Below are 22,983 nucleotides of genomic sequence, written 5' to 3' on the forward strand. Positions count from 1 at the left end.
CGAGCGTCCGTCGCGCGAGCCCGACTGTCACCCCAACGAAGGAGCCCCCCATGGGACTGCTGCACGACCTGAGGAACTCGTCGAGGCTCGGCATCCTGGTCGCCGTCGCCGCGGCGACCGTCGGCGTCATCTACGGCTACGACTCGTCCAACATCGCCGGCGCACTGCTGTTCATGACCAAAGACTTCGGGCTGACCACCGGACAGCAGCAGCTGGTCACCACGGCCGTCGTCGTCGGCGAGGTGCTCGGCGCGGTGTTCGGCGGCGCGCTGGCCAACAAGATCGGCCGCAAGAAGTCGATGGTGCTGGTGGCCGCGACCTTCGCCACGTTCTCGCTCGTCTCGGCCCTGGCCTGGTCGGTGCCGACGCTGGTCGGAGCTCGGTTCCTGCTCGGCCTGACGATCGGCATCTCGGTCGTCGTGGTGCCGGTCTTCGTGGCCGAGTCGTCGGCTCCGGCGATCCGCGGCGCGATGCTGGTGCTCTACCAGGTCGCCACCGTGATCGGCATCATCGCCGGCTACCTCGTCGCCTGGGCCCTGGCCGAGACCGAGAGCTGGCGCTGGATGCTCGGCATGGCCGCCATCCCCGGCGTGCTGATCCTGCTGCTCCTGCTCCGGCTGCCCGACACTCCGCGCTGGTACATGATGCGCGGCCGGCGTGAGGACGCCAAGCGGGTGCTGGCCCAGATCGAGCCGAATACCGACGTCGACGCGGAGATCGCCGACATGGCCGCCGCGCTGCAAGAGGAAGAGGGCGGCAAGGGCAAGACGACGAAGTACCTCCGGGAGATGTTCCGCAAGCCGTTCCTGCGCGCCACCATCTTCGTGATCGGACTCGGCTTCTTCGTCCAGATCACCGGCATCAACGCGATCGTCTACTACAGCCCGCGGATCTTCGAGGCGATGGGCTTCCACGGCAACTTCGCCCTGCTCGGCCTGCCCGCCCTGGTCCAGGTGGCCGGTCTGATCGCCGTGTTCGTCTCGATGGTCCTGGTCGACCGGCTGGGCCGCCGGCCCATCCTGCTCACCGGGATCGGCATCATGATCGCCGCCAACGCCTTGCTGGTCGCGGTGTTCACCATCGGTTCCGACTTCGGCGGTGCGCTGACCTTCTTCGGCTTCCTCGGCCTGCTGCTGTTCACCGTCGGGTTCACGTTCGGCTTCGGCGCCCTGGTCTGGGTGTACGCCGGTGAGAGCTTTCCGGCCCGGCTCCGTTCGCTGGGCTCGAGCGCCATGCTGACCTCCGACCTGGTCGCCAACGTCGCGGTCGCCGCCGTCTTCCTGACGATGCTCACCCGCCTCGGCGGTGCCGGCACGTTCGTGGTCTTCGGTGTGCTGGCCCTCGCCGCCTTCGCCTTCGTCTTCAAGCTCGCCCCGGAGACCAAAGGCCGGCCCCTCGAGGACATCCGCCACTACTGGGAGAACGGCGGCACCTGGCCCACCGACGGACCGGCCGAGCAGATCGCGCCGGCCGACCGGACCGTGCAGAGCGACGCCAAGTGAGCGCGCCCGTCGCGCCGGCCCGGACCGGCCAGGTCGTCGGCATCGACATCGGCGGCTCCAAGACCCATGCGGTCAGCCTGCGGCACGGGCACGAGGCGATGGCCGGCAGCTCGAACCTCGCCTCGGTCGGCACGGCCGAGGCGGGCCGCCAGCTGGACTCGATCTTCGATCAGCTCATCCGGGCCACCGACGGCCAACCGATCACCACCGTCTGCGCCGGCGCCGCCGGGGTGGACACGGTCGAGGCCGAGCTCCGGTTGCGCGACCTGATCGCCGCAAAGGTCCCCGGTGCGGCCGTCCGGGTCGTGCACGACACCGAGCTCATCCTCGCCGCCGCCGGGCTGGATCACGGGATCGCGCTGATCGCCGGTACCGGCTCCGTCGCGTGGGGACGTACGCCCTCCGGTGCGGTCGCGCGCGCCGGTGGCTGGGGCTATCTCCTCGGCGACGAGGGGAGCGGGTACGGCATCGCCCGCGAAGCGGTCCGGCACGCGCTGCGCCTGGTCGATCGCGGGCATCGCCCCGACCGGCTGTCCCAACAGCTCGCCGCGGACTGCGGTCTGCAGCGGCCGGCCCAGTTGGTCGACCACTTCTACGCAACGCCTGAGCGGCGCTATTGGGCGGGCCACGCGCGGCTGGTGTTCGAGCTGGCCGCCGACGGCGACCCGGCCGCGAGCGCCATCGTGGACGCCGCGGCCGGCGAGCTCGCCGAGCTGGTTGGCTCGGTCGCGCGGGTCCTGAGTGACGCGGACCTGCCCGTCGTGCTCGGCGGCGGCGTCCTGGTCCACCAGCCCATCCTGACCGCAGGGGTGAGCGAGCGACTCGCGACAATCGGGCTGACCGACGTACGCGTGCTCGATCGCGATCCCGCCCACGGCGCCGCCCGCCTCGCCGCCGCCCTCTGAACCTCGACCATCCGCTGAGAAAGGAAACTCGTTTCATGCCGATCACCACTCCCGCCGCCGGCTCCCTGATGGCCGCCGAGATCGCCGAGCAGCCGGACGTCTGGCGCCGGCTCCTGGCCGAGACCAGGGCCGCCGACAGCGATCTCGCCCGCGCCGCCGACCTGATCGCGCGCTACCGGCCGCGGTTCGTCCAGTTCGTCGCGCGCGGCACCAGTGATCACGCGGCCCTCTACGGCAAGTACGTCGCCGAGATCGGTCTGCAGCTACCCTGCGGGCTGGTCTCGCCGTCGACCATGACCGCGTACGGCGCCCGCCCGGACCTGGCCGGCGTGCTGATGATCGGGGTGAGCCAGTCGGGCGGCTCGCCCGACCTGGTCCGGTCGCTGGAGGTCGCCCGCGAGTGCGGCGCGCTGACCATCGCCGTCACCAACAAGGCCGACTCGCCGCTGGCGCTGGCCGCGGCGGCCCACGTGGACGTCCGGGCCGGGGTGGAGCGAGCCGTCGCGGCGACCAAGTCCTACACCGCGCAGCTGCTCACCCTGCACCTGCTGTTCGACCGGGTGCGCGGCGGCTCCGGCGCCGCCGCGGCCGCGCTGCCCGGGCTCGGCGAGCAGCTGCTGGCCGCCGACGACCGGGTAGCCCTGCTGGCACAGCGCTACCGGTTCGCGACCCGGCTGGTGACCACCGGGCGTGGCTACTCCTACCCGACCGCGCGGGAGGCGGCGCTCAAGCTGATGGAGACGTCGTACCTGTCGGCACAGGCGTTCTCCGGTGCCGACCTGCTGCACGGGCCGCTGGCGATGATCGAGCCGCAGGTCCCGGTGCTGGCCGTGGTCGCCGACGGGGTCGGCGGCGAGGCGATGGGGCACGTGCTGCCGCGGCTCGCCGAGCAAGGCGCCGACGTGTTCTGCGTGGGCAGCGCCGCCGCGGTCGAGCGGGCCTCGGTCGGCGTCGCGCTGCCGGCCGGCGCGTCGGAGGAGCTGTCCCCGCTGCTGGAGATCCTGCCGTTCCAGCAGCTGGCTCAGCACCTGGCCATCGCCCGCGGCGGCAACCCGGACGCCCCCCGCGGCCTGCGCAAGGTGACCGAGACGCTCTGACTGCGGTCGGCCGCGCGCCCGTTGTCGCTTGGGGCCTGGCCTCGAGCGCAAAATCCGGCCGTGGCGGGAAAGTGGGGCCTGATCCGGCGTGATCCGGCCTGAGATTCCCGCCGGGGCGGGAATCTGCGGCGCAGGGTTGCGCTGGCCGGGGAGTCCGTGGGGCGGCCGGCCCCGAGCGCAGAATCCGGCCGCGGCGGGAAAGTGGGCCCCGATTCGGTGGGATCCGGCCCGAGAATCCCGTCGGGGCGGGATTCTGCGGCGCAGGTTTGCGCTGGGCCGGGGAGTCCGGGGGCGGCTGGCCCCGGAGCGCGATATCCGGCCGTGGCGGGAAAGTGGGGCCCGATTCGGTGGGATCCGGCCCGAGAATCCCGCCGCGGCGGGATTTCGGGGAGGGGCCAGGAGCGCCGGCCGGCCCCGGGGCGCGATGGGTCCGCGTCGGCGGAGTGACGAACGTCATACTGGATAAGGACCGGCTGAGCGGCTCGTCCGACCGACTCGATTTCGTCATTCGGAGGTGAGGCTGTCAGAATCGGCGGCGGAGGGGAGTATTCCCCAGCGACGGCATCGTCACCTCGGTCATCGACCCCGGTCATTCCCGGGTCGAGCCCGGTGCCCCGGCCGGGCATGTGGCCCGGCGGAAGAGACCTCCGAGACCTGCACGAACGTCCCGTCAGTCAGTCTCGGAAGGATTCCCTCCGTTGAACGTTCACCTCTACGCCTGGATCATCACCGTCGTCGTGATGGTGGCGATCCTCGCGGTCGACGTCTTCGTGATCGGCCGCCGCCCGCACGAGCCCTCGATGAAGGAAGCGGGCATCTTCATCGGTGTCTTCGTCGGGCTCGCGCTGCTGTTCGGGCTCGGGGTGTGGTGGGTCTCCGGGCCGACGTACGCGGCCCAGTTCTATGCCGGCTGGCTGACCGAGTACAGCCTGTCGATCGACAACCTGTTCATCTTCGTGATCATCATGACGAAGCTCAAGGTGCCGCGCGAGCTACAGCAGTACGCGCTGTTGGTCGGCATCATCCTCGCGCTGATCTTCCGCGGCATCTTCATCGCGCTCGGTGCCGCCGCGATCAACCAGTTCGCCTGGGTCTTCTTCATCTTCGGCGCGTTCCTGGTCTACACCGCCGGAAAGCTCGTCGTGGATTACCGCAAGCACGACGACGGCGGTGAGGAGCTGCCGGAGAACCCGATGATGCGGATGGTGAAGAAACGGTTCCCGGCGACCGACGACTTCCGCGGCACCCGGCTGACCGTGCGCGAGGACGGCAAGCGGCTGATCACGCCGATGCTCTTCGTGATCATCGCCCTGGGCAGCACCGATCTGCTGTTCGCGCTCGACTCGATTCCGGCGATCTACGGGCTGACCCAGGAGCCGTACCTGGTCTTCACCGCGAACGTGTTCGCCCTGATGGGGCTGCGGCAGCTGTACTTCCTGATCGGCGGCCTGCTGAAGCGGCTGGTCTACCTGTCGCTCGGCCTGGCGGTGATCCTCGCCTTCATCGGGGTGAAGCTGGTGCTGCACGCGCTGCACCACTACCACCTGGCCGACTGGGCTCCGTTCGCCGGCGAGATCCCGATCTGGCTGTCGCTGACGTTCATCATCGTCACGCTGACGATCACCACCGTGGCCAGCCTGATCAAGTCCAAGTACGACGAGGACCGGGCGGCGGAGGGGTCGTCCAGCGCGGTGCGCTGAGGATCGCCGGAGGTCGACTGCGCACAGTGAGGGGTGCGAGGTCGCCTTTCGAGAGTCGCCTGTCAGGTGCGGAGTCGCCTTGCGAGGCGCGGAGTCGGGAGTGCGGGCGGTACCGCCCAGCTGCGAGGAAGTTTCGGGTCAGCCGGCCGCGCTGTCGCCGGCGTCCAGCGCGCTCGCGGCGTCGCCGGTGGCCGGTGCCGGCACACCGGTGCCCGTCGGAACACCCGCTCCGGTGCCGGGGGTACCGGTGCCGACCGGAGTGCCCAATCCGGTGCCGGGAGTGCCGCCCGTGCCGATTCCGCCCGTGCCGATTCCGCCCGTGCCGATTCCGCCCGTGCCGATTCCGCCGGCTCCGATTCCGCCGGTGCCGATGCCAGCGGTCCCGACGCCGGCCGCACCGGCACCGTAGCCTGCAGCCCCATACGTTCCCGGCCCATACGTTCCGGCCCCATACGCTCCCGGTCCGTACGTTCCCGGCCCATACGTTCCCGGCCCGTACGCACCGGTCCCGTACGCCCCCGGGCCGTTCGGCTGGCCGGTGGCGGCGGTCATCGCCGCCGCGCGGGCGGCCTGGGCGCCCTGCGCCGCAGTCTCCAGCCAGTCGGCGACGCCGTCGTGGTCGGAGTCGACGACCACCCCGGTGCCGCGCCCCTGGGTGGCCAAGAACTCCTGCCCGTCGGTCAGCCCGTTGCGGTTGGTGTCGGCGTTCAGCGGGTCGGTGCCGATCAGCTTCTCGAAGTCGTCGGTGAGCCCGTCGTTGTCGCTGTCCCGGGCGGTGGTGGTCACGCCCTGACCGGCGGTGATGTCGTACGGGTCCGCCGCGGCATCGGTGGGATCCGGCTGGGGCTCGGCGGTCGGAGTGTCGGCGACCGGGGAGCTGTCGGGCTTGTTCTGGCCGTCGAGGTACTTGTCCTTGTACTGCTCCCAGGTGAGCAGCGTCTTGGGCCGGTCCTGGTGGTCGACCCGGTTGCCGACCAACCCGTCGCGCCCGTTCAGGTAGCTCCGCACCTGGCTCTGGGCGACCGACGGCAGCTGCTTGGAGCCGATGGCGATGCCGTGGATGTGCTCCGGCCACGGACCCTGGTTGGGCATCCGGCGCCAGCTCGCAAAGCCCACCTTGCGCAGCGAGAGCGCGATGATCTCCTTCTGGTGCTCGGAGTAGCCGCGCACCGACAGATCGAACGCGCCCGCGCCGGAGTGGGTGCCGGCGGACGCGGCCACGCCGTGGCAGAAGCAACCCTGGCTCAGGTGCAGCTTGCCGATGCTGGGGTCCTTCTCGTTCGCGATCCGCTGGGCCTCGCGCAGCATGTTGCTGGTGCGGCGGTCGACGATCTCACCACCGAACCTGACGCGGTCCAGATCGCCCATGGCGCAGACCCTCCTGATGCCGAACGGGCCGGTCTCCCCAGTGTAGGGAGACCGGCCCGTGCCAGTCAGGTCGATATCGATCCGAGTAATTCTCGACCCTCGATTGGACCCCGAGTCGCCGATCAGGCGTGACCCGGTGGCGAGCGGTCGATCTCGGGTCGAGAATTACTCACGCGGCGAGGGTGGTCTCGCCTGCCGTGCTGCCCGGCTCGATCGCCTGCCGGACGAGTTCGGCCACGTCCGTGCTGAGCCGGACATCGATCGCCGAGAGCACGTCCGCCGGTACGTCGTCCAGGTCGGGCTCGTTCCGCTTCGGCAGGAAGACCGTCGTCAAACCGGCCCGCTGGGCCGCGAGCAGCTTCTGCTTGACCCCGCCGATCGGCAGCACCCGCCCGTTCAGGGTGACCTCACCGGTCATGCCCACGTCCGAGCGGACCGGTCGGCCGAGCGCCATCGAGGTCAGCGCGGTCACCATCGTCACGCCGGCGGACGGCCCGTCCTTGGGGATCGCTCCCGCCGGCACGTGAATGTGAATCTGCCGGTCGAGCACGCTCGGGTCGGCGATACCGAGCTCGATCGCGTGCGCCCGGACGTAGGAGAGGGCGATCTGGGCGGACTCCTTCATCACGTCTCCCAGCTGACCCGTCAGCGTCAAGCCACCCCGATTCGATCCGGCCGGGCCCTCGACCGCGTTCGCCTCGATGAACAGCACGTCGCCGCCCATCCCGGTGACCGCCAGCCCGGTGGCCACACCCGGCACGGACGTGCGCTCGTGCGCCTCCGGCGTGAACCGTGGCCGGCCGAGGTAGTCGCGCAGGTTGCCGGTGGTGATCACCAACGTCTCCGGCGCCTGCTCCGCTGACAGCTTGGTGACCGCCTTGCGCAGCGCCTTGGCGAGCAACCGCTCCAGTTGACGTACGCCCGGCTCGCGGGTGTAGTCGGCCGCGATCTCGCGCAGCGCGCCGTCGGTGACCTCGACCTCGTCGGACCGCAGGGCCGCCAGCTCCAGCTGCTTGGGCAGCAGGTAACCGCGGGCGATGGCGATCTTGTCGTCCTCGGTGTAGCCGTCGAGGCTGACCAGCTCCATCCGGTCCAGCAGCGGCTGCGGGATCGTCTCCAGCACGTTCGCCGTGGCCAGGAAGACCACGTCGGACAGATCGAGGTCGACCTCGAGGTAGTGGTCGCGGAAGGTGTGGTTCTGGGCCGGGTCGAGCACCTCCAGCAGGGCCGCGCTGGGATCGCCGCGGTAGTCCGAGCCGACCTTGTCGATCTCGTCCAGCAGCACGACCGGGTTCATCGAACCGGCCTCGGTGATCGCCCGCACGATCCGCCCGGGCAGCGCACCGACGTACGTCCGCCGGTGACCCCGGATCTCGGCCTCGTCCCGGACGCCGCCGAGGGCGACCCGGACGAACTTGCGGCCCAGTGCACGAGCGACCGACTGGCCGAGCGAGGTCTTGCCGACGCCGGGCGGACCGACCAGGGCCAGCACCGCGCCCGAGCCGCGACCGCCGACGACCTCCAGCCCACGCTGGGCGCGCCGGCCGCGGATCGCCAGGTATTCCACGATCCGGTCCTTGACGTCCTCCAGGCCGTGGTGGTCCGCGTCGAGCACGGCCCGCGCTGCGGCGACGTCGGTCGAGTCGACCGTCTTCGTGTCCCACGGCAGCTCCAGGATGACGTCCAGCCAGGTCCGGATGTAGCCGGACTCCGGGCTCTGGTCGCTGGCCCGCTCGAGCTTGCCGACCTCGCGCAGGGCGGCCTTGCGGACGTCCTCGGGCAGATCCGCCTCCTCGACCCGGGTCCGATAGTCCTGGGCGCCCTCCGGCTCGTCCTCGCCGAGCTCCTTGCGGATGGCGTTGAGCTGCTGGCGGAGCAGGAACTCGCGCTGGCTCTTCTCCATTCCCTCGCGGACGTCACCGGCTATCTTGTCGTTGACCTCGACCTCGGCGATGTGGTCCTTGGTCCAGCCGATCAGCGTGCTCAGCCGCTCCCGGACGCTCGGCGTCTCCAGCAGCTGGCGCTTGTGCTCGTCGTCCAGATAGGGCGCGTAGCCGGCCAGGTCCGCCAGCGCCGACGGGTCGGTGACCCGGTTGACGGTGTCGATCACCTGCCAGGCGTCGCGCCGCTGCAGGGTGGCGATGACCAAACTCTTGTAGTCGGCCGCGAGCTTGCGCACCTCGTCGGTGTCCGCGTCCGGGTCCTCGATCTCGTGGGCCTCGACCCACAGCGCCGTGCCGGGACCGGCCACGCCGGAGCCGATCCGGACCCGCCGCTCCGCCCGCAGCACCGCGGCTGGCTCGCCGCCGGCGAGCCGGCCGACCTGGACGATGCTGGCCACCACGCCGTACGCGGCGTAGCGGTCCTCCAGCCGCGGCGCCACCAGCAGGGTGTCGTCGGCGCTGGATCGCGCGGTGTCGATCGCGGCCCGCGCGGTCTCGTCCAGCTCGATCGGGACGACCATGCCGGGCAGCACGACGAGGTCGTTCAGGAACAGGACGGGCAGTTGAGTTGTCGTCACGTGGATGCCTCCAAGTCAGGGTGACGCAAGTTGAGCGTCATCGACTCAATGCCGCTGGAGACCGATTTCTTCCGCGTTCTCCGTGAGCGAACGCCGAGGCCGGTCGGCGGACCGGACGGCCGGTGACGGGGTTCGGCCCGGCTCAGCGCGAGCCGGCAAGCGCCCGCTGCCGGCGGCCCGTCGTGGCCTCCACACCGGCGAGGAACAGGCTTGCGACGGCGATGATCGCGACCGTGACGAGTGACATCCAGACGGGGTGGACGACGAACCAGGCCGGTACGCGGCGGGTGTGGACCGCGACCACGCCGACGAAGGCGGCGACCAGCCCGACGTAGGTCCCGATCATGAATCCCCGGTGCCGGCGGACGTTCCCGCGGCGGGCCATCACGATGCCGAGGGTCACGCTGCACAGGGTCCAGGCCGCGAGAACACGGAGGAAGATCGCGATCGCGGTGTCGTAGCCGCCGAACAGGAACGACCCGGCGGCGACGTAGAGCATCAACACCGCCCAGCACCGACCGACCAGCCGGTGGACCGGGTCCCCCTTGGGACGGCGAATGATCTGGAACGGTCCGAGCACCAGGCTGAGGGCGGCTGCCATCGCGTGAGTGGCGATCAGGAACGTCCAGGCGGGCAGCACGACGACGACGCTACGGCCGAGTGTGGGCGGGTGACAGGGTCCGATCTGCCCCGCGGGCATCGGGTCGTGGTGTTCCACGCTCGGCTTGCGCGCGGTGCTCCGGCGGCGATGCCGAGTTGGTATCGCCGTGTCCGAGGGGTCGAACTTCTCCGACAGTTGATGGAGAATGAGGCCAGAGCACCGACAGGCCGGGAGCGGGGGCAGCGCGTTGACCGAGGTCGAGCACGACGCCACTCCGCGACGGGGGCTGGACCCGAGAGCCGCCGAGACCCGACGGCGTCTGGTCGAGGCCTTTGTCGCGCTGTCGGCCGCGCACGCCGGCAACGTGACGGTTCCGCAGATCGTGGCCCGCGCCCGGCTGCACCGGTCGTCGTTCTACGCCCATTTCGGCACGGTCGACGAGCTCGCGCTCTATGCGATCGACCGGAACCTCGATCAGGTCCACACGGAGAACCTGGGCCGTCACAACCGGCGGACCATGCCGGCCCGCGCCTCGAACACGCTGGTGATCGCGGAGATCCTCGACCGGGTCAGCGACCCGGCGAATCCGCTGATGGCCGTGCTGGCCCGGGACCGGGCGCTCGGTGAGCAGGCGCTCGGCGCGCAGTTGAGTTCGCGGGTCCTCGACTACTACGCGCAGGTGTCGAGCTTCGGCGGCCTGACGCCGTTGACGCGGAGTGCGTCGGCGGAGTACGTCGGGCACGGTCTGGCGGCCGTCATCTGCGGCTGGTTGCTGGGCGAGGTGAGCATGACCCGGGCCGAACTGGTCGACTGGCTCGCGCTGCTCGTCCCCGACTGGGTGATGACGGCGGTGCCGGTGACGTCGGTCGAGTCGAGGGGCTGACATGGACCTCGATCTGCGCAAGCTCCGCTATTTCGTGGCGGTCGCCGAGTGCGGCAGCTTCCGGACCGCCGCACAGCATCTGCATGTGGCGCAACCGGCGCTGAGCCGGCAGGTTCGCGCGCTGGAGACCGATCTCGGCGTGTCCCTGCTGACCCGGACCGGTCGGGGAGTCGTGGTCACCGGCGAAGGTCGTCGGGTTCTGCAGGAGGCCCGGAGTCTGCTGCAGTCGTCCGCCGATCTGGTCCGCCGCGCGCGGCAGGCGGGGCTTCCCGGTCGTACGTTCACCGTCGGCTTCCGACCGGGCATCCCCGTGACGGCGCTGGCCCGGCGGTTCCAGCAGAGCCACCCGCGGGTCGCTCTCGATCTCGTCGTCACCTCCGCCCGGGACCAGGCCGACCTGCTGATCAGCGGGCGGGTCGACGCCGGACTCGTCCGATCCCCGTGCGACGCCGACGAGCTCGAGTGCCTGCCGTTGTTCGTCGAGCCCCGCGTCGTCGTGGTCGCGACGAACCATCCGATCGCGGCACTGCCGCGGATCAGCGTTCACGAGCTTCGCTGGTTGGGGCTGCTCCAGTCGGTCACCGACGTACCCGAACTGACCGGTCTGCCAGCCGAGTCGGGAACGGTCCGGCTCAATCGGACCGGCAACGGAACCTTCGACCAGCGCGCGGTCGAGCGGTTCGAACGGGTCGCCGCCGGCCAGGGAGCCCTGGTCGTGCCGCAGTCGGTGGCCGCGCTCTATCGACGGCCCGAGCTGGCAACGGTGGCCGTGGACGGCGCGGGGCCCAGTGAGGTGCTCATCGCCCTGCGCAAGGGCAACAACGATCCGCTGCTCGGTGACTTCAGCCGAGTCGCGGTGACCGAGCTGCAAGCCGCACACGATCGGAACAGATCGTGCGAAGCGTCGTTGTGAGCCGTCCGACCGGTCGGCGCTGAGTCGCTCGCCATCTCCTCCGCCGACCCGGACCCGGGACGGTCGGCGGCGCATCCACCATCCCTGAGAGGAGCCGTCATGCTCGAAGCCGCCCGCCAGCCCGACCGCCGTGCCACCTGGGGAGGTGTCTTGCTGATCGTCGGAACCGTGCAGTACGCAGTCGCCCAGCTCGTCGCCGCCGCGGCCTGGAGCACGCCGTACAGCCTGTCCCGGAACTACATCAGCGACCTCGGCGTGACCGTGTGCGGCACCGTGAACTTGCCGCACGGCGGAACGGAACAGGTCTGCTCGCCCTGGCACGCCGTGATGAACGCGTCGTTCATCCTGTCCGGAATACTCCTCGTGACCGCGATGATCTTGCTCTGGTCGTACTGGCCACCGGGGCCGGCGGCCCGGATCGGCGTGGTCCTGCTGATCGTCGCCGGCCTCGGCAAGGTGCTCACCGGGCTATATCCGGAGAACACCCAGCTGTCCCTCCACCTGCTGGGCGCACTCAACATCCCGCTCGGCGAGCTGGGCATATTGCTGCTCGGCATCGCGCTCATCCGTCACCACGGCACGGCAGCGGCTGCCGGGGTCGGCGTCGCGGGTGTGGTGCTCTCCGGGATCGGGCTGGCCGCGTCCGTGCTGTCCAGCGCGGCACAGACCGCGGGTCCGGCGCTGCTGCTCGGGCTGGGTGCCGGCACCATGGAGCGGCTCGCCGGATATCCGGCCAACCTCTGGCTCCTGCTCGCCGGCGTGCTCGTGCTCACCGATCGGGCCACCGAGCGGGCAGACGCCGACGCGCCAGCATCGGCGTCGCTCCAGCGACGCTGACCCCGGTCGTGTCCCACCACGCCCGCTACCGTGGAATCGATGACGCTCGACGACCCACGGATCCACGCGGTCCGGGCCCGCAGCCAGGATCCTCGCGCCCGGGACACCCGGGCGAAACTCGCTCGGGCGTACGTCGAGCTGTCCAAGACCGCAGACGCGGTGCCGACCATCAGTCAGATCGTCCGCGTCGCCGGCGTCAACCGGTCATCGTTCTATGCCCACTTCGGCAGCGTCGGCGACCTCAGCCTCTACCTGCTGGAATCGGCGCTGGCCTCGATCTACGAGGGCAGCACCGCCGCGCTCCGCTCCGGTGGCCGGGACGGACTGGCCGCGACCACCGGCTCGATGATCATCGCCGCGGTCGAGGAGAACCGGTCGGCGCTGCGCGCCGCCGTGCTCCACGATCGAGCGCTGGCCCGTCGGCAGATCGGCCTGGCCATCGAGGCCAGCACCCTCCGGCTCCTGCAGGCGTTACCCGGCTGGGAAAACGCGAGTCAGGGACCGCTGCGGTTGCTCGTCATCTACCTCAGCCATGGCTGGTCGGCAGTGCTGTGCGGCTGGCTTGCCGGCGAACTCGAGACGACGCGGCCACAACTGCTCCACGAGCTGCTGGCCCTGAACCCGGACGGAATCCGTTATCGGGCGGCGGTCTCCGAGCTCAGCAACTGAACCGGGAGATCCGCACCCGACCCGCGCGGCGGGGGCCGTCGAGATGAAGGTCGACTCGTTGTACCCCGGGTACTTCCTGCCGACCGTTGCCGGCGGGCTGCTCGCCTCCTATTGCGCATCGGTGGCCGGGCAACCGGTGCTTGCCTCCGTCATGTTCGGGCTCGGCCTGATCTGTTGGTTCATCCTCGGCTCGATCATGCTCGCGCGGCTCTTCGCTCGTCCCAGCCTGCCGACTCCGTTGCTACCGACCCTCGCGATCGAAGTCGCGCCGGCCGCCATCGCCGGCCTGGCCTGGTTCAGGCTGCGCGGCGAGCAGATCGACACCGTCGCCGCCATCCTCGGCGGCTACGGGCTGCTGATGGTCCTCGCGCAGGTCCGGCTGTTCCCGACGTACGTCCGGCTGCCGTTCATGCCCAGCACCTGGTCGTTCACCTTCAGCTGGGCAGCCGTCGCCACCGCCGGCATCGCCTGGCTCGAAGCCCTCCGGCCGCCGGCCTATCCCGTCTGGCAGTACGCCCTGCTCGCCGCGATCACCCTGTTGATCGGGTCGATCGCGACGAGGACGATCGTGGCCCTCGCCACCGGGCGACTCTGGCCCGGCCCCGCCCCGGCCCCCGTCACCGCAGGACGGCCCCTGCCCGGCCGCGGCCCGGCCCGCGACGGAGCCCGGCGATGACCGACCGGCAGACGACCCGTCGCCGGGTCACCCCGCTGGGCGGCGCCGGGGTCGAACGATCGATCACGCTCACCGACGGGATCGTCGCGATCGCCATGACCCTGCTGGTCCTGCCCCTCGTCGATGTGACCGTCGACATCGACCCGGACCGGATCGGTGCCTCCTTGGCCGCGCACTCGGACCTGTTCTTGTCGTTCGCGATCAGTTTCGTGGTCACCTACCTCTTCTGGTCGGCCCATGCGGCCGCTGTCCGGTCCGTCGCCGACAAGGGGATCGACCTTCCCTCGATCAACATCTTGACCATGACCTGGCTGCTGGCGATCGCGTTCCTACCGTTCCCGACGGCCATCGTGGGCCGCCATCTCAACACGGTCAGCGCGCCGATCTACATCGGCACGCTCCTGCTGGTCTCGGTCCTCACGGCGCTGATCGGGACCCTGTCCAGCCGGGCGGCTCCCTCGACGTTCAGGATCCGGCTGGCCTGGACGATGACCGCGATCCTGGCGTTCAGCACCGTGCTCAGCATGCTCGACGCCGACATCGGCATGTACACGTTGCTGCTGCTCATCCTCGCCCGCACCATCGACAGCACCGTCGCGCGGCGGCGAAGCCCGAGCGGCTGACCCAACCCTCGCGAGAGGTCGTGCTCCCCGCAGCAACTCGGCAACGGTCTGCCGGCGGCAGCTATGCGGCTTGGGCGGTCGGGACCGCCGCTCCGTCACGGTCGCTCGGGCAGGGCGCGGGTGATCTGCTCGTCGACGGTGAGCGGCGCGTGGGTCACGATGTCGTGCACGAAGCCGAGTTTCGTGCGCACCGGTGCCGGTAGCTGGAAGGGATACAGATCCCCGAAGCCCATCGCCCGGTTGATGCGGTTGAACGCCCTCGACATCGACTCCCAGTCGCTCAGCAGGCGCTGGATCGACTCGTCGCGATACGACTCCAGCGGGTCCACGTCGATGTCGCGCACATTGGTCGCGGCGGCGTCGAGGTGGATGCCGATGGCTGCGGCCGTCTGCAGCGTGCCGGTGATGTGCAGATAGTGCGCGAAGGACTCGGCGAAGTCCTCCCACGGATGCATGGTGGCGTACTCGGAGATGAACGACGACTGCCAGCCCTCCGGGGCGCCGACCGAGTAGTGGCGCTTGATCGCGTCCTGGTAGCTGGCCCGTTCGTCGCCGAAGAGCTCGCGGCACCGCGCCCACGCGCTCTCGTCGGGCAGCAGCACGTTCTGGTAGTAGTGCCCGACCTCGTGCCGCAGGTGGCCGAGCATCGTTCGGTACGGCTCGCGCAGGCGGACCCGGAGCGCCTCGCGGTGGTCGTCGAGGCTCTCGGCGAGGTCCAGGGTGATGATGCCGTTCGCATGACCGGTGATCACGCGCTGGCCGTTCGACAGGCTCGAGATGAGGTCGAAGCCCAAGCCGCCCTCCTGCACATCCCACGGCACGATGGGCAGCCCGAGGTCGCCGAGTTGCACGAGGAGCCGGCGTTTGGCCTCCTCGGTCTTGGCGAGTTTGTCGAGTGCGATGGTGTCGTCGAGATCGGGGCGCCGCCTGGTCAGTCGACACGAGAAGCACCGTCCCGCCGGGCTGTCCTCCCAGACCAGCCAGTTGCAGTCCCACTCCCGGTTGGAGCACACGTACCAGGTCTGCCCGTCGATGACCGTCTGACCGTGGCGGACGCCGTAGAACTGTCGACTCAGCAGGTGATAGCCGAGCTCACCGTCGCAGTGGGGGCAGCGCACGGCGTCCAGGTAGACGAAGTGCCGGCAGTGCGGGCAGCGGGGTTGCGGGATCACGCGCTCACCGTAGGGCACCCCGCCCGCGCGCCGTTTTCAGCCGACGCCGCGGAGGCCGCTGATGCATCCGGACCCGGCCGGAGAAGGGAATCAGGCGACGGTGACAGAGGGAGGTCTCGATGGTGCAACGTGCGCTCATCTCCGGCGCCGGCGTGGCCGGGATCGTCGCGGGGTGGTGGCTGACGCGGTACGGCTGGGAGTGCACCCTGGTCGAACGGTTCCCGGCGATCAGGACCGGCGGGCAGAACATCGATCTTCGTGGCGCCGCCCGCGACGTCTTGCGCCGGATGCACCTCGACGAGGAGGTCGGTGCCCGCGGCACGGGCGAGGTCGGTACGCGGTTCGTTGACGAGGACGATCGAAGCGTCGGCGAGTTCGTCGCGGGCATGTCGGACAGCGACGGCGCGACGGCCGAGCGTGAGATCCTCCGCGGCCAGCTCGTCGGCCTCTTGTACGAGCGGACGCGCGACGCCGTCGACTACCCCTTCGGCACGTGGATCGAGCGGCTCGACGGTCCGGCACCCGGCCGGGGACGCTCGGACGGCCGGCTGCCGGTCGAGTTGAGCAGCGGCCAGCACGAGGACGTCGATGTCGTGATCATCGCCGAGGGGATCGGCTCGAACACACGCGAGCAACTCGGGGAGGCCGCCTTCGGTCCGGTGCGCCGACGAGAACTCGGAGTCTCCATCGCGTACTTCTCGATCGATCGCCCTGACACCGACGACGACTGGTGGCGCTGGTACAACGCGGCAGGAGGTCGCGCGGCGACGCTCCGGCCCGACAACGTCGGCCGTCAGCGAGCGACGTTGTCGATGCGGACCGCTCCGGTCGCTCGCGATCCTCGGGTGATCGAGTGCTTCGCCGATCGCTTCCGGGATGCCGGGTGGGAAACGCCGCGCCTGGTCGACGGTCTGCTGCGCTCCGACGACGTCTATGTGGACGATGTCGCTCAGATCATGGCTCCGCGGTGGAGTGCCGGACGCGCGGTGCTGGTGGGGGATGCGGCCTACTGCCCGTCACCGGTCAGCGGGATGGGCGCGAGCCTGGCGGTGGTGGGCGCGTACGTCCTGGCCGGCGAGCTGGCCACCCGGCCCGACGTCGGGCAGGCGCTCGACAGCTACGAGCAGGTGATGCGGCCCTACGTGGACAAGGCGCAGCAGCTGCCGCCCGGCGCGCCGGGCATCATGCACCCCCGCAGCACGCTCGGCGTCAGCGCGCTGCGGACCGCGTTTCGCCTCGCCGCGTCGGGACCGCTGCGCCGCTTCGAACAGACCCTGTTCCGACCGCCCGCGGACCGGATCGAACTGCCGACTTACCGGAGGTGACGAGCCGTCCGGGGCGGGCGCGGCCTCAGCCGCGACCGTCCTCGTCGGGACCGGGCTCGGCCCCGACCAGGATGGCCTCGACGACCTCGTGCACGGCCGACTCGTCGGGCAGCCCGCCGAGTTCGCCCGCGAAGAGCAGATGCCCGGCCCCGACGAGCGCCGGCGCCAGGGCAGCGGGTGCGGCGCCGGCGAGGATCCGGCCGACCCGTTGCTCGGCGAGCAGATAGGCCGCGAGGCCCACCACGGCCTCGGTCAGGGTCGGGATGCCGGGACCGGTGCCCGCCCGGACACGGGTCCGGAGTTCGTCGCGGGAGAGCAGGAGCCGGATGATCGCCAGGCCCAGCGGGTCGAAGATCCGGACGAGCGCCGCGCAGACGTTCTCGATCACCGTGCCGGCGCCGGCTCGCTCGCTCAGCTCGACCGACCAGGCGTCGATGGCGGCGATCCGCTCTCGTACGAGCGTCGCGAGAAAGTCGTCGAAGTCGGCGAAGTGCCGGTGCAGGACGCCCTTGGCCACGCCGGCCTCGTCGGTGACGGTGCGGCTCGTGAGGGCTGCCGGCCCGCCGTCGAGCAGCACCCGCTCCCCGGCGGCAAGAAGCTGGGAGCGTGCGTCGCGCAGTGCAACCCCGGTGGGCACGAGTCTCCGTCCCTCACGTTGTAAGTGGGCGATCGCCCACTTACAGTGGGCACGTGCCCACTCTAGCTGCTTCGACCCCTCCGACCCCACCGCCCGCTCCGACTGGCGACGCGGCGTACCGCCACCCGGAGCTGGCCCAGGCGTTCGGATCGGATGCCGAGAAGTACGACCGGGTACGTCCTCGCTATCCGGCTGCGCTGGTCGACGCCGTCGTGGAACGACTGCCCGGCCGGGCGATCCTCGATGTCGGGATCGGCACCGGCATCTCGGCCGAGCCGTTTCGCGAGCGTGGATTCGAGCTGCTCGGCATCGAGCCGGATCCGCGGATGGCTGCGGTCGCACGCGCGAAGGACCTCGTGGTCGAGGACGGACGATTCGAGGACTGGGATCCGGCCGGGCGGACCTTCGACGGGGTGATCGCCGGGCAGACCTGGCACTGGATCGATCCGGTCGCCGGCACCGCCAAGGCCGCCGGCGTGTTGCGCCCCGGCGGTCGGCTCGCGCTGTTCTGGAACACGGTCGTTCCGGCACCGGAGGTCGCTACTGTCTTCGCCGATATCTTCGAGTCGCTCGAGACCGGGCTCCCGTTCAATCCTTGGACCGTGGCGCCGGCGGCGGACCCCTACGGGGCGATCATCGACCGCACGGCCGACGGTCTCCGGGCGACCGGCGCCTTCGGCGCAGTCGAGCGGTTGACCTTCGAGTGGCAGTCGACGACCGGGCGCGACGCCTGGCTCGAGGTGACCTCGACCGCGGGCGGCATCAATCGCCTTCCGAGCGACAAGCTCGAGCTGCTTCTGCGGAGAATGGGAGCGGCGATCGACGCTGCCGGTGGATCGCTCGTGGTCGGCTGTACGACGGTCGCCGCGATCGCCGAGCGAATGCCCGATTGACCCGCTGCACGCCCTTCCGTTCACGGCTCCGTCGATCCGACCGCCGGCTCACCGAACGGTCGCAGCCGGCCGAGCCCGGAGGAGACCAGCCGCGCGATGGCGCCAGAACGGCGCCGCCGGCCACTGGCGCTCGACGTCGTACCAGCCCTCGCGCTGCGTCAGGTGCTCGGCGAACCGGGCGTGGACTCGATCGCCGAACTCTGCGATCGCCGGCCGCCCGCCGCGGAGCGACTCGGCGACCAGGCGAGCAGCGTGGCCGGCGTCGCCGAGAGCGTCGTGGATCCCGCGCCCGGCGATCGGGTCGAGCTGGGCGGCGGCGTCACCAACGGCCAGCCAGCGTTCGCCGGCCACCCGGGACAGGCGGCTGACGCCGATCGAACCGACCCGAAACGCCGCACCCTCCGCGGTGACCCCGGCATCGGCGAGCCGGTCGGCCAGCAGGCGTGTGGCGCCGAGTGCCCAGTGCCAGCCTGCCCAGCCCTCGGAGATCAGCGCTCGCGCGGACCGGGGTTCGGTGACGAAGACCGTCACCAGCCGGTCGGCCGGAATGCGCGCGGCGTACCACCAGCCCTCCGGGGTCGACTCGACGAGCGTCTGGGCGGTGAAGCTGCCGGCCACGGCTGCGATCCGGACCAGCGCGACGAGCCGGTCGATCACGACGCGACCGACGTCGCGGCGTCGAGCCAACCAGGCCGTGGGACCCGATGCGTCGATCAGCCAGCGTGCGCTGACGGTGCGAGTGCCGACCGGAGCGCCCGAGGGGCTGCGCACCGCGGCGACGGTCCGGGTGCCCGACTCCTCGACGTCCACGACTCGCGTCGCCGGCAGCACCTCGACGCCCAGCTGCACGGCCCGCGCGCGGAGCATCAGCTCGAACCGCGACCGGTCGATGTGCCATGCCGGTCCGTGCGGGTCCAGGACGAAGTCGTTGTGCCCGATCCGGTCGCTGCCCCAACAGACCGCTGTCCCGGGGCAGCTCAGATGGCCGGCCGAGCGGAACACCTCGCTCAGTCCGAGCCGATCGAGCCGGGCGAGCACGCCGGGTGCCAGGGTCTCGCCGAATCGCTCGGTCGGGGCGCCGGTCGCCTCGGCGACGACCACGCCGGCGCCGGCGAGCGCCAACTCGATCGCGCTCGCGAGGCCGGCGATCCCACCGCCGACCACGAGGACATCGGCGACCAGATCGTCCCGGTCCGCCCTCGGCTGCGTCAGCCGACACCGCCCGCAGGATTGGCCCCAGGCGGAGCCGCCGGAGGATTGGCCCCAGGCGGAGACGCCGGAGGATTGGCCCCAGGCGGAGACGCCGGAGGATTGGCATTGAACGGCCACTCGGCGACGACGTTCAACGACTGACCCTCGGTCGGCAGCCGGCTCTCGGCCTCCAGGAAGAAGTCCGGTGAGTACGGACCACCTCGAATCACCGAGCCCTGCAGGACCACGCCGATCCGATCCCACTGCTGGACCGACTGCAGGGCGCGTTGGAACGTGGCCGCGCTCTTCGGATCGTTGGTCAGCGTGCCCGGCCCGCGGATCGACCAGACGCGCGGCGGCAGCACGCCGTTCACCACCGCCGTCGCCGGGTACACCGCGTCGGGCCGTTGCGAGGGCCACGACCAGTACAGCGTGGTCGGGTTTCCGGTGGCGGTGTTGCGTCCCGAGGTGTTGATGCTCGGCTGGTGGATCGAGCAGGAGTTGTAGTCGGTCTGCCAGGGGACGGACATGAACTTCGACAGGTCGCCGGGTTCCAGCCCGTTGGTCATCCCGTGCAAGGGAATCCAGCCTCCGGTCAGGAAGGGTGCGTTCTTGACCGCGGTGCCGTAGTCGAGCGGCTTGTGCCTGATCCGGAACGGGCCGGCACCGGACGTACGCCAGTCGGTGTCGTACAGGTCGGGCTGCCGGACCGGATAGCTCAGCTCGATCCCCGGCACGTACCGGCCGCCGAGGCAGTTGCTCAACGAAGCCATGTCCAGGTATTCACCCGGACCCAGCCGGGACTCTCCGTCCGGCTCGAACCGACCCAGGCTCCACTGCTCGAGGAAGAAGTACTGGGTGCGGCTGACGGCGAGGAAGTCGGTGCCCGCCTCGCCCAGCGAGAGCGGCATCAGCGGTACGCCGACGCTGAGCTCGTCGGCGTTGTTCGGGTTCCGGACGTAGGCGAGCCCGGACATGATCGTGGTGTCGGGGTCGTCGCCGGCCGAGATCGCGCCCACCGCCTCGTGCGCCCGCACCGCCAGCTCGGGCAGGTTCGCCGTCCAGCGCTGCAGCGACGCCGCGCGGAAGACGGGGTGGATCTCGGCGGCGAAACCGGGCCGGTAGTCGGCGCGGAACTGCCCGCCGGAACAGATCTCGGGTTGCAGGTCCAGCTCGCGGACCCAGGCGTCGTACACGTCGTCCCAGACCGAGACCACGTTGCGGATCTGCGGGGCGAAGGCGGGGTCGCCGCAGACCACCCAGGCGCCGAACGCCTCCTCGACGGTTCCGTCGGTGAACACCACGGTGGCCGACACCGGCCCATCCGCCGCGTCGTCGAACCAACCGTCGTTGTTCAGGTCGCCGGTCAGCGGCATCGGGTCGCCGTACTCGTCGTAGACGGCGGCGGTCCGGCCGTGGCCGGCGAGCACGAGCAGCCGTCCGCGCTCGTCGGTCCGCAGCTCGCCGAGGGTGTCCAGCGGCCCGCTCGGCTGGAACAACCGGCTGTTCACCGTCTGCGGGAAGCTGACCGGGTACGCGGGCTGCTCGGCGATCGCCCCGGTGTCGTCGGAGAAGCTCGCGACCGTGGTGGCGTCGAAGGCAACCGTGCCGCCCGTGCCCGACCTGATCGCCCGCGGGCCGGGGTCGATCACGAGCTGTTGCAGCCGCTGCGGCGTGTCGACTGTGCCGTAGAGACTGGCGTTGCGCAGACCCGGCACCTTGCCGTCGGCGAACGCCTGCAGTCCTTGGGAGGGGACGACGTCGTACGCGTTCGCCTTCTTGTTGGCCAGGTGGACGGTCCAGACGACGTCGGCGACCTCCCGCCCGTCGCTCAGCCGAGCCCCCGGCAACACCTCGACTCCACCCCCGCCGGGATAGCTGTCGGGAGCGGAGAACTCGTAGGCGTAGATCCGGAAGCGGGCTGCCTGGCGGAGCAGGTTCCCGTCCGCGTCGCGCAGGTCGTCGCTGGTGATCGGCTCGTCCTCGGTGCCGCGCTTGATCGGCAGGCCGCCGACCAGATCGCCGGCTCCGGTCACCGGCAGCCCGGCGCTGGTCTCGGGTGAGAGGTAGAAGTCGTCGCTCGTGCCGACCCGGGCGAAGTTGATCGTCGGATGGAGCCGGAAGGTGATCGGCATTGTTCTCCTCACTCGGCGCTGTGTCAGGTGATCGGGATGTCAGGTGATCCGGATGTCAGGCGATCGGGATGTCAGGCGACGGGATGTCAGGCGATCGGGACGTCAGGCGAAGACGCCGGTGGGTGGCTGCGACGGCGGGGTGAACTCGGGGGTCACTCCGCTCTTCCAGCAGGCCAGGATGTCGCCGCCGAGCGTCACCATCACGGTCTCGAAATCGACCGGGCGACGCCCGGAGCACAGTTCGCTCACGGCAGCGGTGAAGCGGGCGAAGTCCTTGATCAAGATGCTCTGCCGCTTCCGATCCTCCGGCGTGTAGCTCGCCGGATCCTTGACCGGATAGACCGCCGGCAACGTCTCCCCGCGGATCTGGCTGAACTTCTCGTAGTGACTCTGCTCCGCGTCGGGATCGTCGGCGGTGTTGCGGAACGGCGCGGCGATCGCGTCGGCAGCCTTCGCGGCCTCGCCCTGGTCGCGGATCACGTCGATCAGCAGCTGGACCTCGCTCCACCCGGCTCGGCCGACACCGCGCACGATCATCGTGGGCAGATCGCGATAGAACGCGGAGAACAGGTCGACCTGATTGACCGCGCCGGCGATCTGGTCGGACAGCTGGTGCGCGCCGTACTCCAATGCGTCGTAGAACTCGCCGATGCTGCCGTAGTCGGTGACGTCCTGCTGAAAGTCCGGCTTGCCGCCGGTGTCCCACTCGGGATACTCGATCAGGCACATCGCGTTGATCCGAGGCTGATCGAGCGGCCCGATCTCGGCACTGAACGGGGTGAACTGGGGGATCGGGTTGTCCGGATCCAGCTTGAAGTCGAGATGCGGCACGTTCTGCCCGGCGTAGACGAAGGCGCCGGGCGTCAGCACGGGGCTGTAGCCGTAGGCGTTGGCGATGTTCGACACCAGCTGCAGGTGCAGCATCTCCTGGTTCACGACCGACTGGATCAGCTGGTACGCGTCGGTGGAGCGGTCGACCACGGAGAACATCGCCGACAGGTAGTACGGGATCGTCCAGGCCTCCAGTTCGGCCGCCGCCTGCAGATGATCATGCAGGTGGCCGAGGTCCCATTGCTCGTCGGTGAGTTTCACTCTGGGCCACCTCGCCGGCTCCTCGGGCCGCGCTCCCGCATCCCCGCTGGATGTCGACGCCTGCCCGGTTCCTACGCCCCCCGGCCGATAGCGGGCAGCGTAGCAGGCGACATCGGGGCGGATCGACGGTCGGTGGGTGCGCGTGAGTACCTCGGTCGAACTGCGTGTCGCCGATCGACCTCATGCCGACCAGCAACCGTTTTCCGAGGTCGGTTTCCACCGCGCGAGGTCGATCGGCGACAC

At 70.4% G+C, this 22,983-nt stretch carries 20 protein-coding genes; 12 read left to right on the forward strand and 8 right to left on the reverse strand.

Annotated elements, in window-relative coordinates; genetic code table 11:
- Positions 1-50: 50 nt before the first annotated feature.
- The 4 genes from ABD747_RS02600 (at position 51) to ABD747_RS02615 (ending at position 5,204) form a co-directional block, all read left to right on the forward strand.
- Positions 51-1,502, forward strand: a complete 1,452-nt coding sequence (locus ABD747_RS02600) for a sugar porter family MFS transporter (RefSeq protein WP_425562470.1) — start codon at positions 51-53, stop codon at positions 1,500-1,502.
- On the forward strand, positions 1,499-2,407 hold the full coding sequence (locus ABD747_RS02605) for an N-acetylglucosamine kinase (protein ID WP_344801525.1): 909 nt from the start codon (positions 1,499-1,501) through the stop codon (positions 2,405-2,407). Before ABD747_RS02600 ends, ABD747_RS02605 begins: the two co-directional genes overlap by 4 nt.
- Positions 2,408-2,442: 35 nt before the next feature.
- Positions 2,443-3,504 (forward strand): SIS domain-containing protein, encoded by a 1,062-nt coding sequence (locus tag ABD747_RS02610; RefSeq protein WP_344801526.1) that lies wholly within the window; start codon positions 2,443-2,445, stop codon positions 3,502-3,504.
- A gap of 698 nt (positions 3,505-4,202) precedes the next feature.
- Complete coding sequence (locus ABD747_RS02615; RefSeq protein WP_344801527.1) at positions 4,203-5,204, forward strand: TerC family protein; 1,002 nt, start codon at positions 4,203-4,205, stop codon at positions 5,202-5,204.
- 138 nt (positions 5,205-5,342) lie between these two features.
- Here the strand turns inward: ABD747_RS02615 and ABD747_RS02620 are convergent, their stop codons facing one another.
- The 3 genes from ABD747_RS02620 to ABD747_RS02630 all read right to left on the reverse strand — a co-directional run bounded on the left by ABD747_RS02620 (position 5,343) and on the right by ABD747_RS02630 (position 9,733).
- A complete protein-coding gene (locus tag ABD747_RS02620; RefSeq protein WP_344801528.1) occupies positions 5,343-6,572 on the reverse strand; it encodes a thrombospondin type 3 repeat-containing protein in 1,230 nt (409 codons plus the stop codon).
- Positions 6,573-6,741: 169 nt separating this feature from the next.
- The gene (lon, locus tag ABD747_RS02625) at positions 6,742-9,093 is read right to left on the reverse strand and encodes an endopeptidase La (protein ID WP_344801529.1); all 2,352 of its coding nucleotides are present in this window, start codon (positions 9,091-9,093) and stop codon (positions 6,742-6,744) included.
- Between the two features lie 142 nt (positions 9,094-9,235).
- The gene (locus ABD747_RS02630) at positions 9,236-9,733 is read right to left on the reverse strand and encodes a DUF2306 domain-containing protein (protein ID WP_344801530.1); all 498 of its coding nucleotides are present in this window, start codon (positions 9,731-9,733) and stop codon (positions 9,236-9,238) included.
- A 208-nt stretch (positions 9,734-9,941) separates the two neighbouring features.
- On the opposite strand from ABD747_RS02630, the gene ABD747_RS02635 reads away from it, so the two are divergent.
- From ABD747_RS02635 to ABD747_RS02660, 6 genes are all read left to right on the forward strand, one after another.
- Positions 9,942-10,577, forward strand: coding sequence for a TetR/AcrR family transcriptional regulator (locus ABD747_RS02635; protein WP_344801531.1), 636 nt, complete (start codon positions 9,942-9,944; stop codon positions 10,575-10,577).
- Between the two features lies 1 nt (position 10,578).
- Positions 10,579-11,490 (forward strand): LysR family transcriptional regulator, encoded by a 912-nt coding sequence (locus tag ABD747_RS02640; protein WP_344801532.1) that lies wholly within the window; start codon positions 10,579-10,581, stop codon positions 11,488-11,490.
- Between the two features lie 99 nt (positions 11,491-11,589).
- A complete protein-coding gene (locus ABD747_RS02645; RefSeq protein WP_344801533.1) occupies positions 11,590-12,327 on the forward strand; it encodes a DUF998 domain-containing protein in 738 nt (245 codons plus the stop codon).
- A gap of 39 nt (positions 12,328-12,366) precedes the next feature.
- Positions 12,367-12,996, forward strand: a complete 630-nt coding sequence (locus ABD747_RS02650; RefSeq protein ID WP_344801534.1) for a TetR/AcrR family transcriptional regulator — start codon at positions 12,367-12,369, stop codon at positions 12,994-12,996.
- Positions 12,997-13,039: 43 nt separating this feature from the next.
- Positions 13,040-13,672 carry an SLAC1 family transporter gene (locus ABD747_RS02655; protein WP_344801535.1) on the forward strand — a complete coding sequence of 211 codons (633 nt, stop codon included), beginning with the start codon at positions 13,040-13,042 and terminating at the stop codon, positions 13,670-13,672.
- On the forward strand, positions 13,669-14,295 hold the full coding sequence (locus ABD747_RS02660; protein ID WP_344801536.1) for a TMEM175 family protein: 627 nt from the start codon (positions 13,669-13,671) through the stop codon (positions 14,293-14,295). Before ABD747_RS02655 ends, ABD747_RS02660 begins: the two co-directional genes overlap by 4 nt.
- 95 nt (positions 14,296-14,390) lie before the next feature.
- On the opposite strand, the gene ABD747_RS02665 is transcribed toward ABD747_RS02660, so the two are convergent.
- Complete coding sequence (locus tag ABD747_RS02665; protein ID WP_344801537.1) at positions 14,391-15,467, reverse strand: zinc-binding metallopeptidase family protein; 1,077 nt, start codon at positions 15,465-15,467, stop codon at positions 14,391-14,393.
- 119 nt (positions 15,468-15,586) lie between these two features.
- On the opposite strand from ABD747_RS02665, the gene ABD747_RS02670 reads away from it, so the two are divergent.
- Positions 15,587-16,792 (forward strand): FAD-dependent monooxygenase, encoded by a 1,206-nt coding sequence (locus ABD747_RS02670; protein ID WP_344801538.1) that lies wholly within the window; start codon positions 15,587-15,589, stop codon positions 16,790-16,792.
- Between the two features lie 25 nt (positions 16,793-16,817).
- On the opposite strand, the gene ABD747_RS02675 is transcribed toward ABD747_RS02670, so the two are convergent.
- On the reverse strand, positions 16,818-17,429 hold the full coding sequence (locus tag ABD747_RS02675) for a TetR/AcrR family transcriptional regulator (protein ID WP_344801539.1): 612 nt from the start codon (positions 17,427-17,429) through the stop codon (positions 16,818-16,820).
- Positions 17,430-17,482: 53 nt separating this feature from the next.
- On the opposite strand from ABD747_RS02675, the gene ABD747_RS02680 reads away from it, so the two are divergent.
- On the forward strand, positions 17,483-18,322 hold the full coding sequence (locus ABD747_RS02680; protein WP_344801540.1) for a class I SAM-dependent methyltransferase: 840 nt from the start codon (positions 17,483-17,485) through the stop codon (positions 18,320-18,322).
- A 48-nt stretch (positions 18,323-18,370) separates the two neighbouring features.
- Here ABD747_RS02680 and ABD747_RS02685 read toward each other — a convergent pair whose 3' ends face one another.
- The 3 genes from ABD747_RS02685 to ABD747_RS02695 all read right to left on the reverse strand — a co-directional run bounded on the left by ABD747_RS02685 (position 18,371) and on the right by ABD747_RS02695 (position 22,740).
- Positions 18,371-19,486 (reverse strand): NAD(P)/FAD-dependent oxidoreductase, encoded by a 1,116-nt coding sequence (locus ABD747_RS02685; RefSeq protein WP_344801541.1) that lies wholly within the window; start codon positions 19,484-19,486, stop codon positions 18,371-18,373.
- A gap of 44 nt (positions 19,487-19,530) precedes the next feature.
- Positions 19,531-21,648 carry a LodA/GoxA family CTQ-dependent oxidase gene (locus ABD747_RS02690; protein ID WP_344801542.1) on the reverse strand — a complete coding sequence of 706 codons (2,118 nt, stop codon included), beginning with the start codon at positions 21,646-21,648 and terminating at the stop codon, positions 19,531-19,533.
- 102 nt (positions 21,649-21,750) lie between these two features.
- Positions 21,751-22,740 (reverse strand): ferritin-like domain-containing protein, encoded by a 990-nt coding sequence (locus ABD747_RS02695; RefSeq protein WP_344801543.1) that lies wholly within the window; start codon positions 22,738-22,740, stop codon positions 21,751-21,753.
- Positions 22,741-22,983: the final 243 nt, after the last annotated feature.

This window comes from Microlunatus ginsengisoli (genome assembly GCF_039537205.1).
GTDB lineage: Bacteria > Actinomycetota > Actinomycetes > Propionibacteriales > Propionibacteriaceae > Microlunatus > Microlunatus ginsengisoli.

Coding starts and splice junctions, on each gene's coding strand:
- ABD747_RS02600 (WP_425562470.1), top strand. CDS start 51: ATGGGACTGCTGCACGACCTGAGGAACTCGTCGAGGCTCGGCATCCTG.
- ABD747_RS02610 (WP_344801526.1), top strand. CDS start 2,443: ATGCCGATCACCACTCCCGCCGCCGGCTCCCTGATGGCCGCCGAGATC.
- ABD747_RS02620 (WP_344801528.1), bottom strand. CDS start 6,572: ATGGGCGATCTGGACCGCGTCAGGTTCGGTGGTGAGATCGTCGACCGC.
- ABD747_RS02640 (WP_344801532.1), top strand. CDS start 10,579: ATGGACCTCGATCTGCGCAAGCTCCGCTATTTCGTGGCGGTCGCCGAG.
- ABD747_RS02645 (WP_344801533.1), top strand. CDS start 11,590: ATGCTCGAAGCCGCCCGCCAGCCCGACCGCCGTGCCACCTGGGGAGGT.
- ABD747_RS02650 (WP_344801534.1), top strand. CDS start 12,367: ATGACGCTCGACGACCCACGGATCCACGCGGTCCGGGCCCGCAGCCAG.
- ABD747_RS02655 (WP_344801535.1), top strand. CDS start 13,040: ATGAAGGTCGACTCGTTGTACCCCGGGTACTTCCTGCCGACCGTTGCC.
- ABD747_RS02660 (WP_344801536.1), top strand. CDS start 13,669: ATGACCGACCGGCAGACGACCCGTCGCCGGGTCACCCCGCTGGGCGGC.
- ABD747_RS02670 (WP_344801538.1), top strand. CDS start 15,587: ATGGTGCAACGTGCGCTCATCTCCGGCGCCGGCGTGGCCGGGATCGTC.
- ABD747_RS02690 (WP_344801542.1), bottom strand. CDS start 21,648: ATGCCGATCACCTTCCGGCTCCATCCGACGATCAACTTCGCCCGGGTC.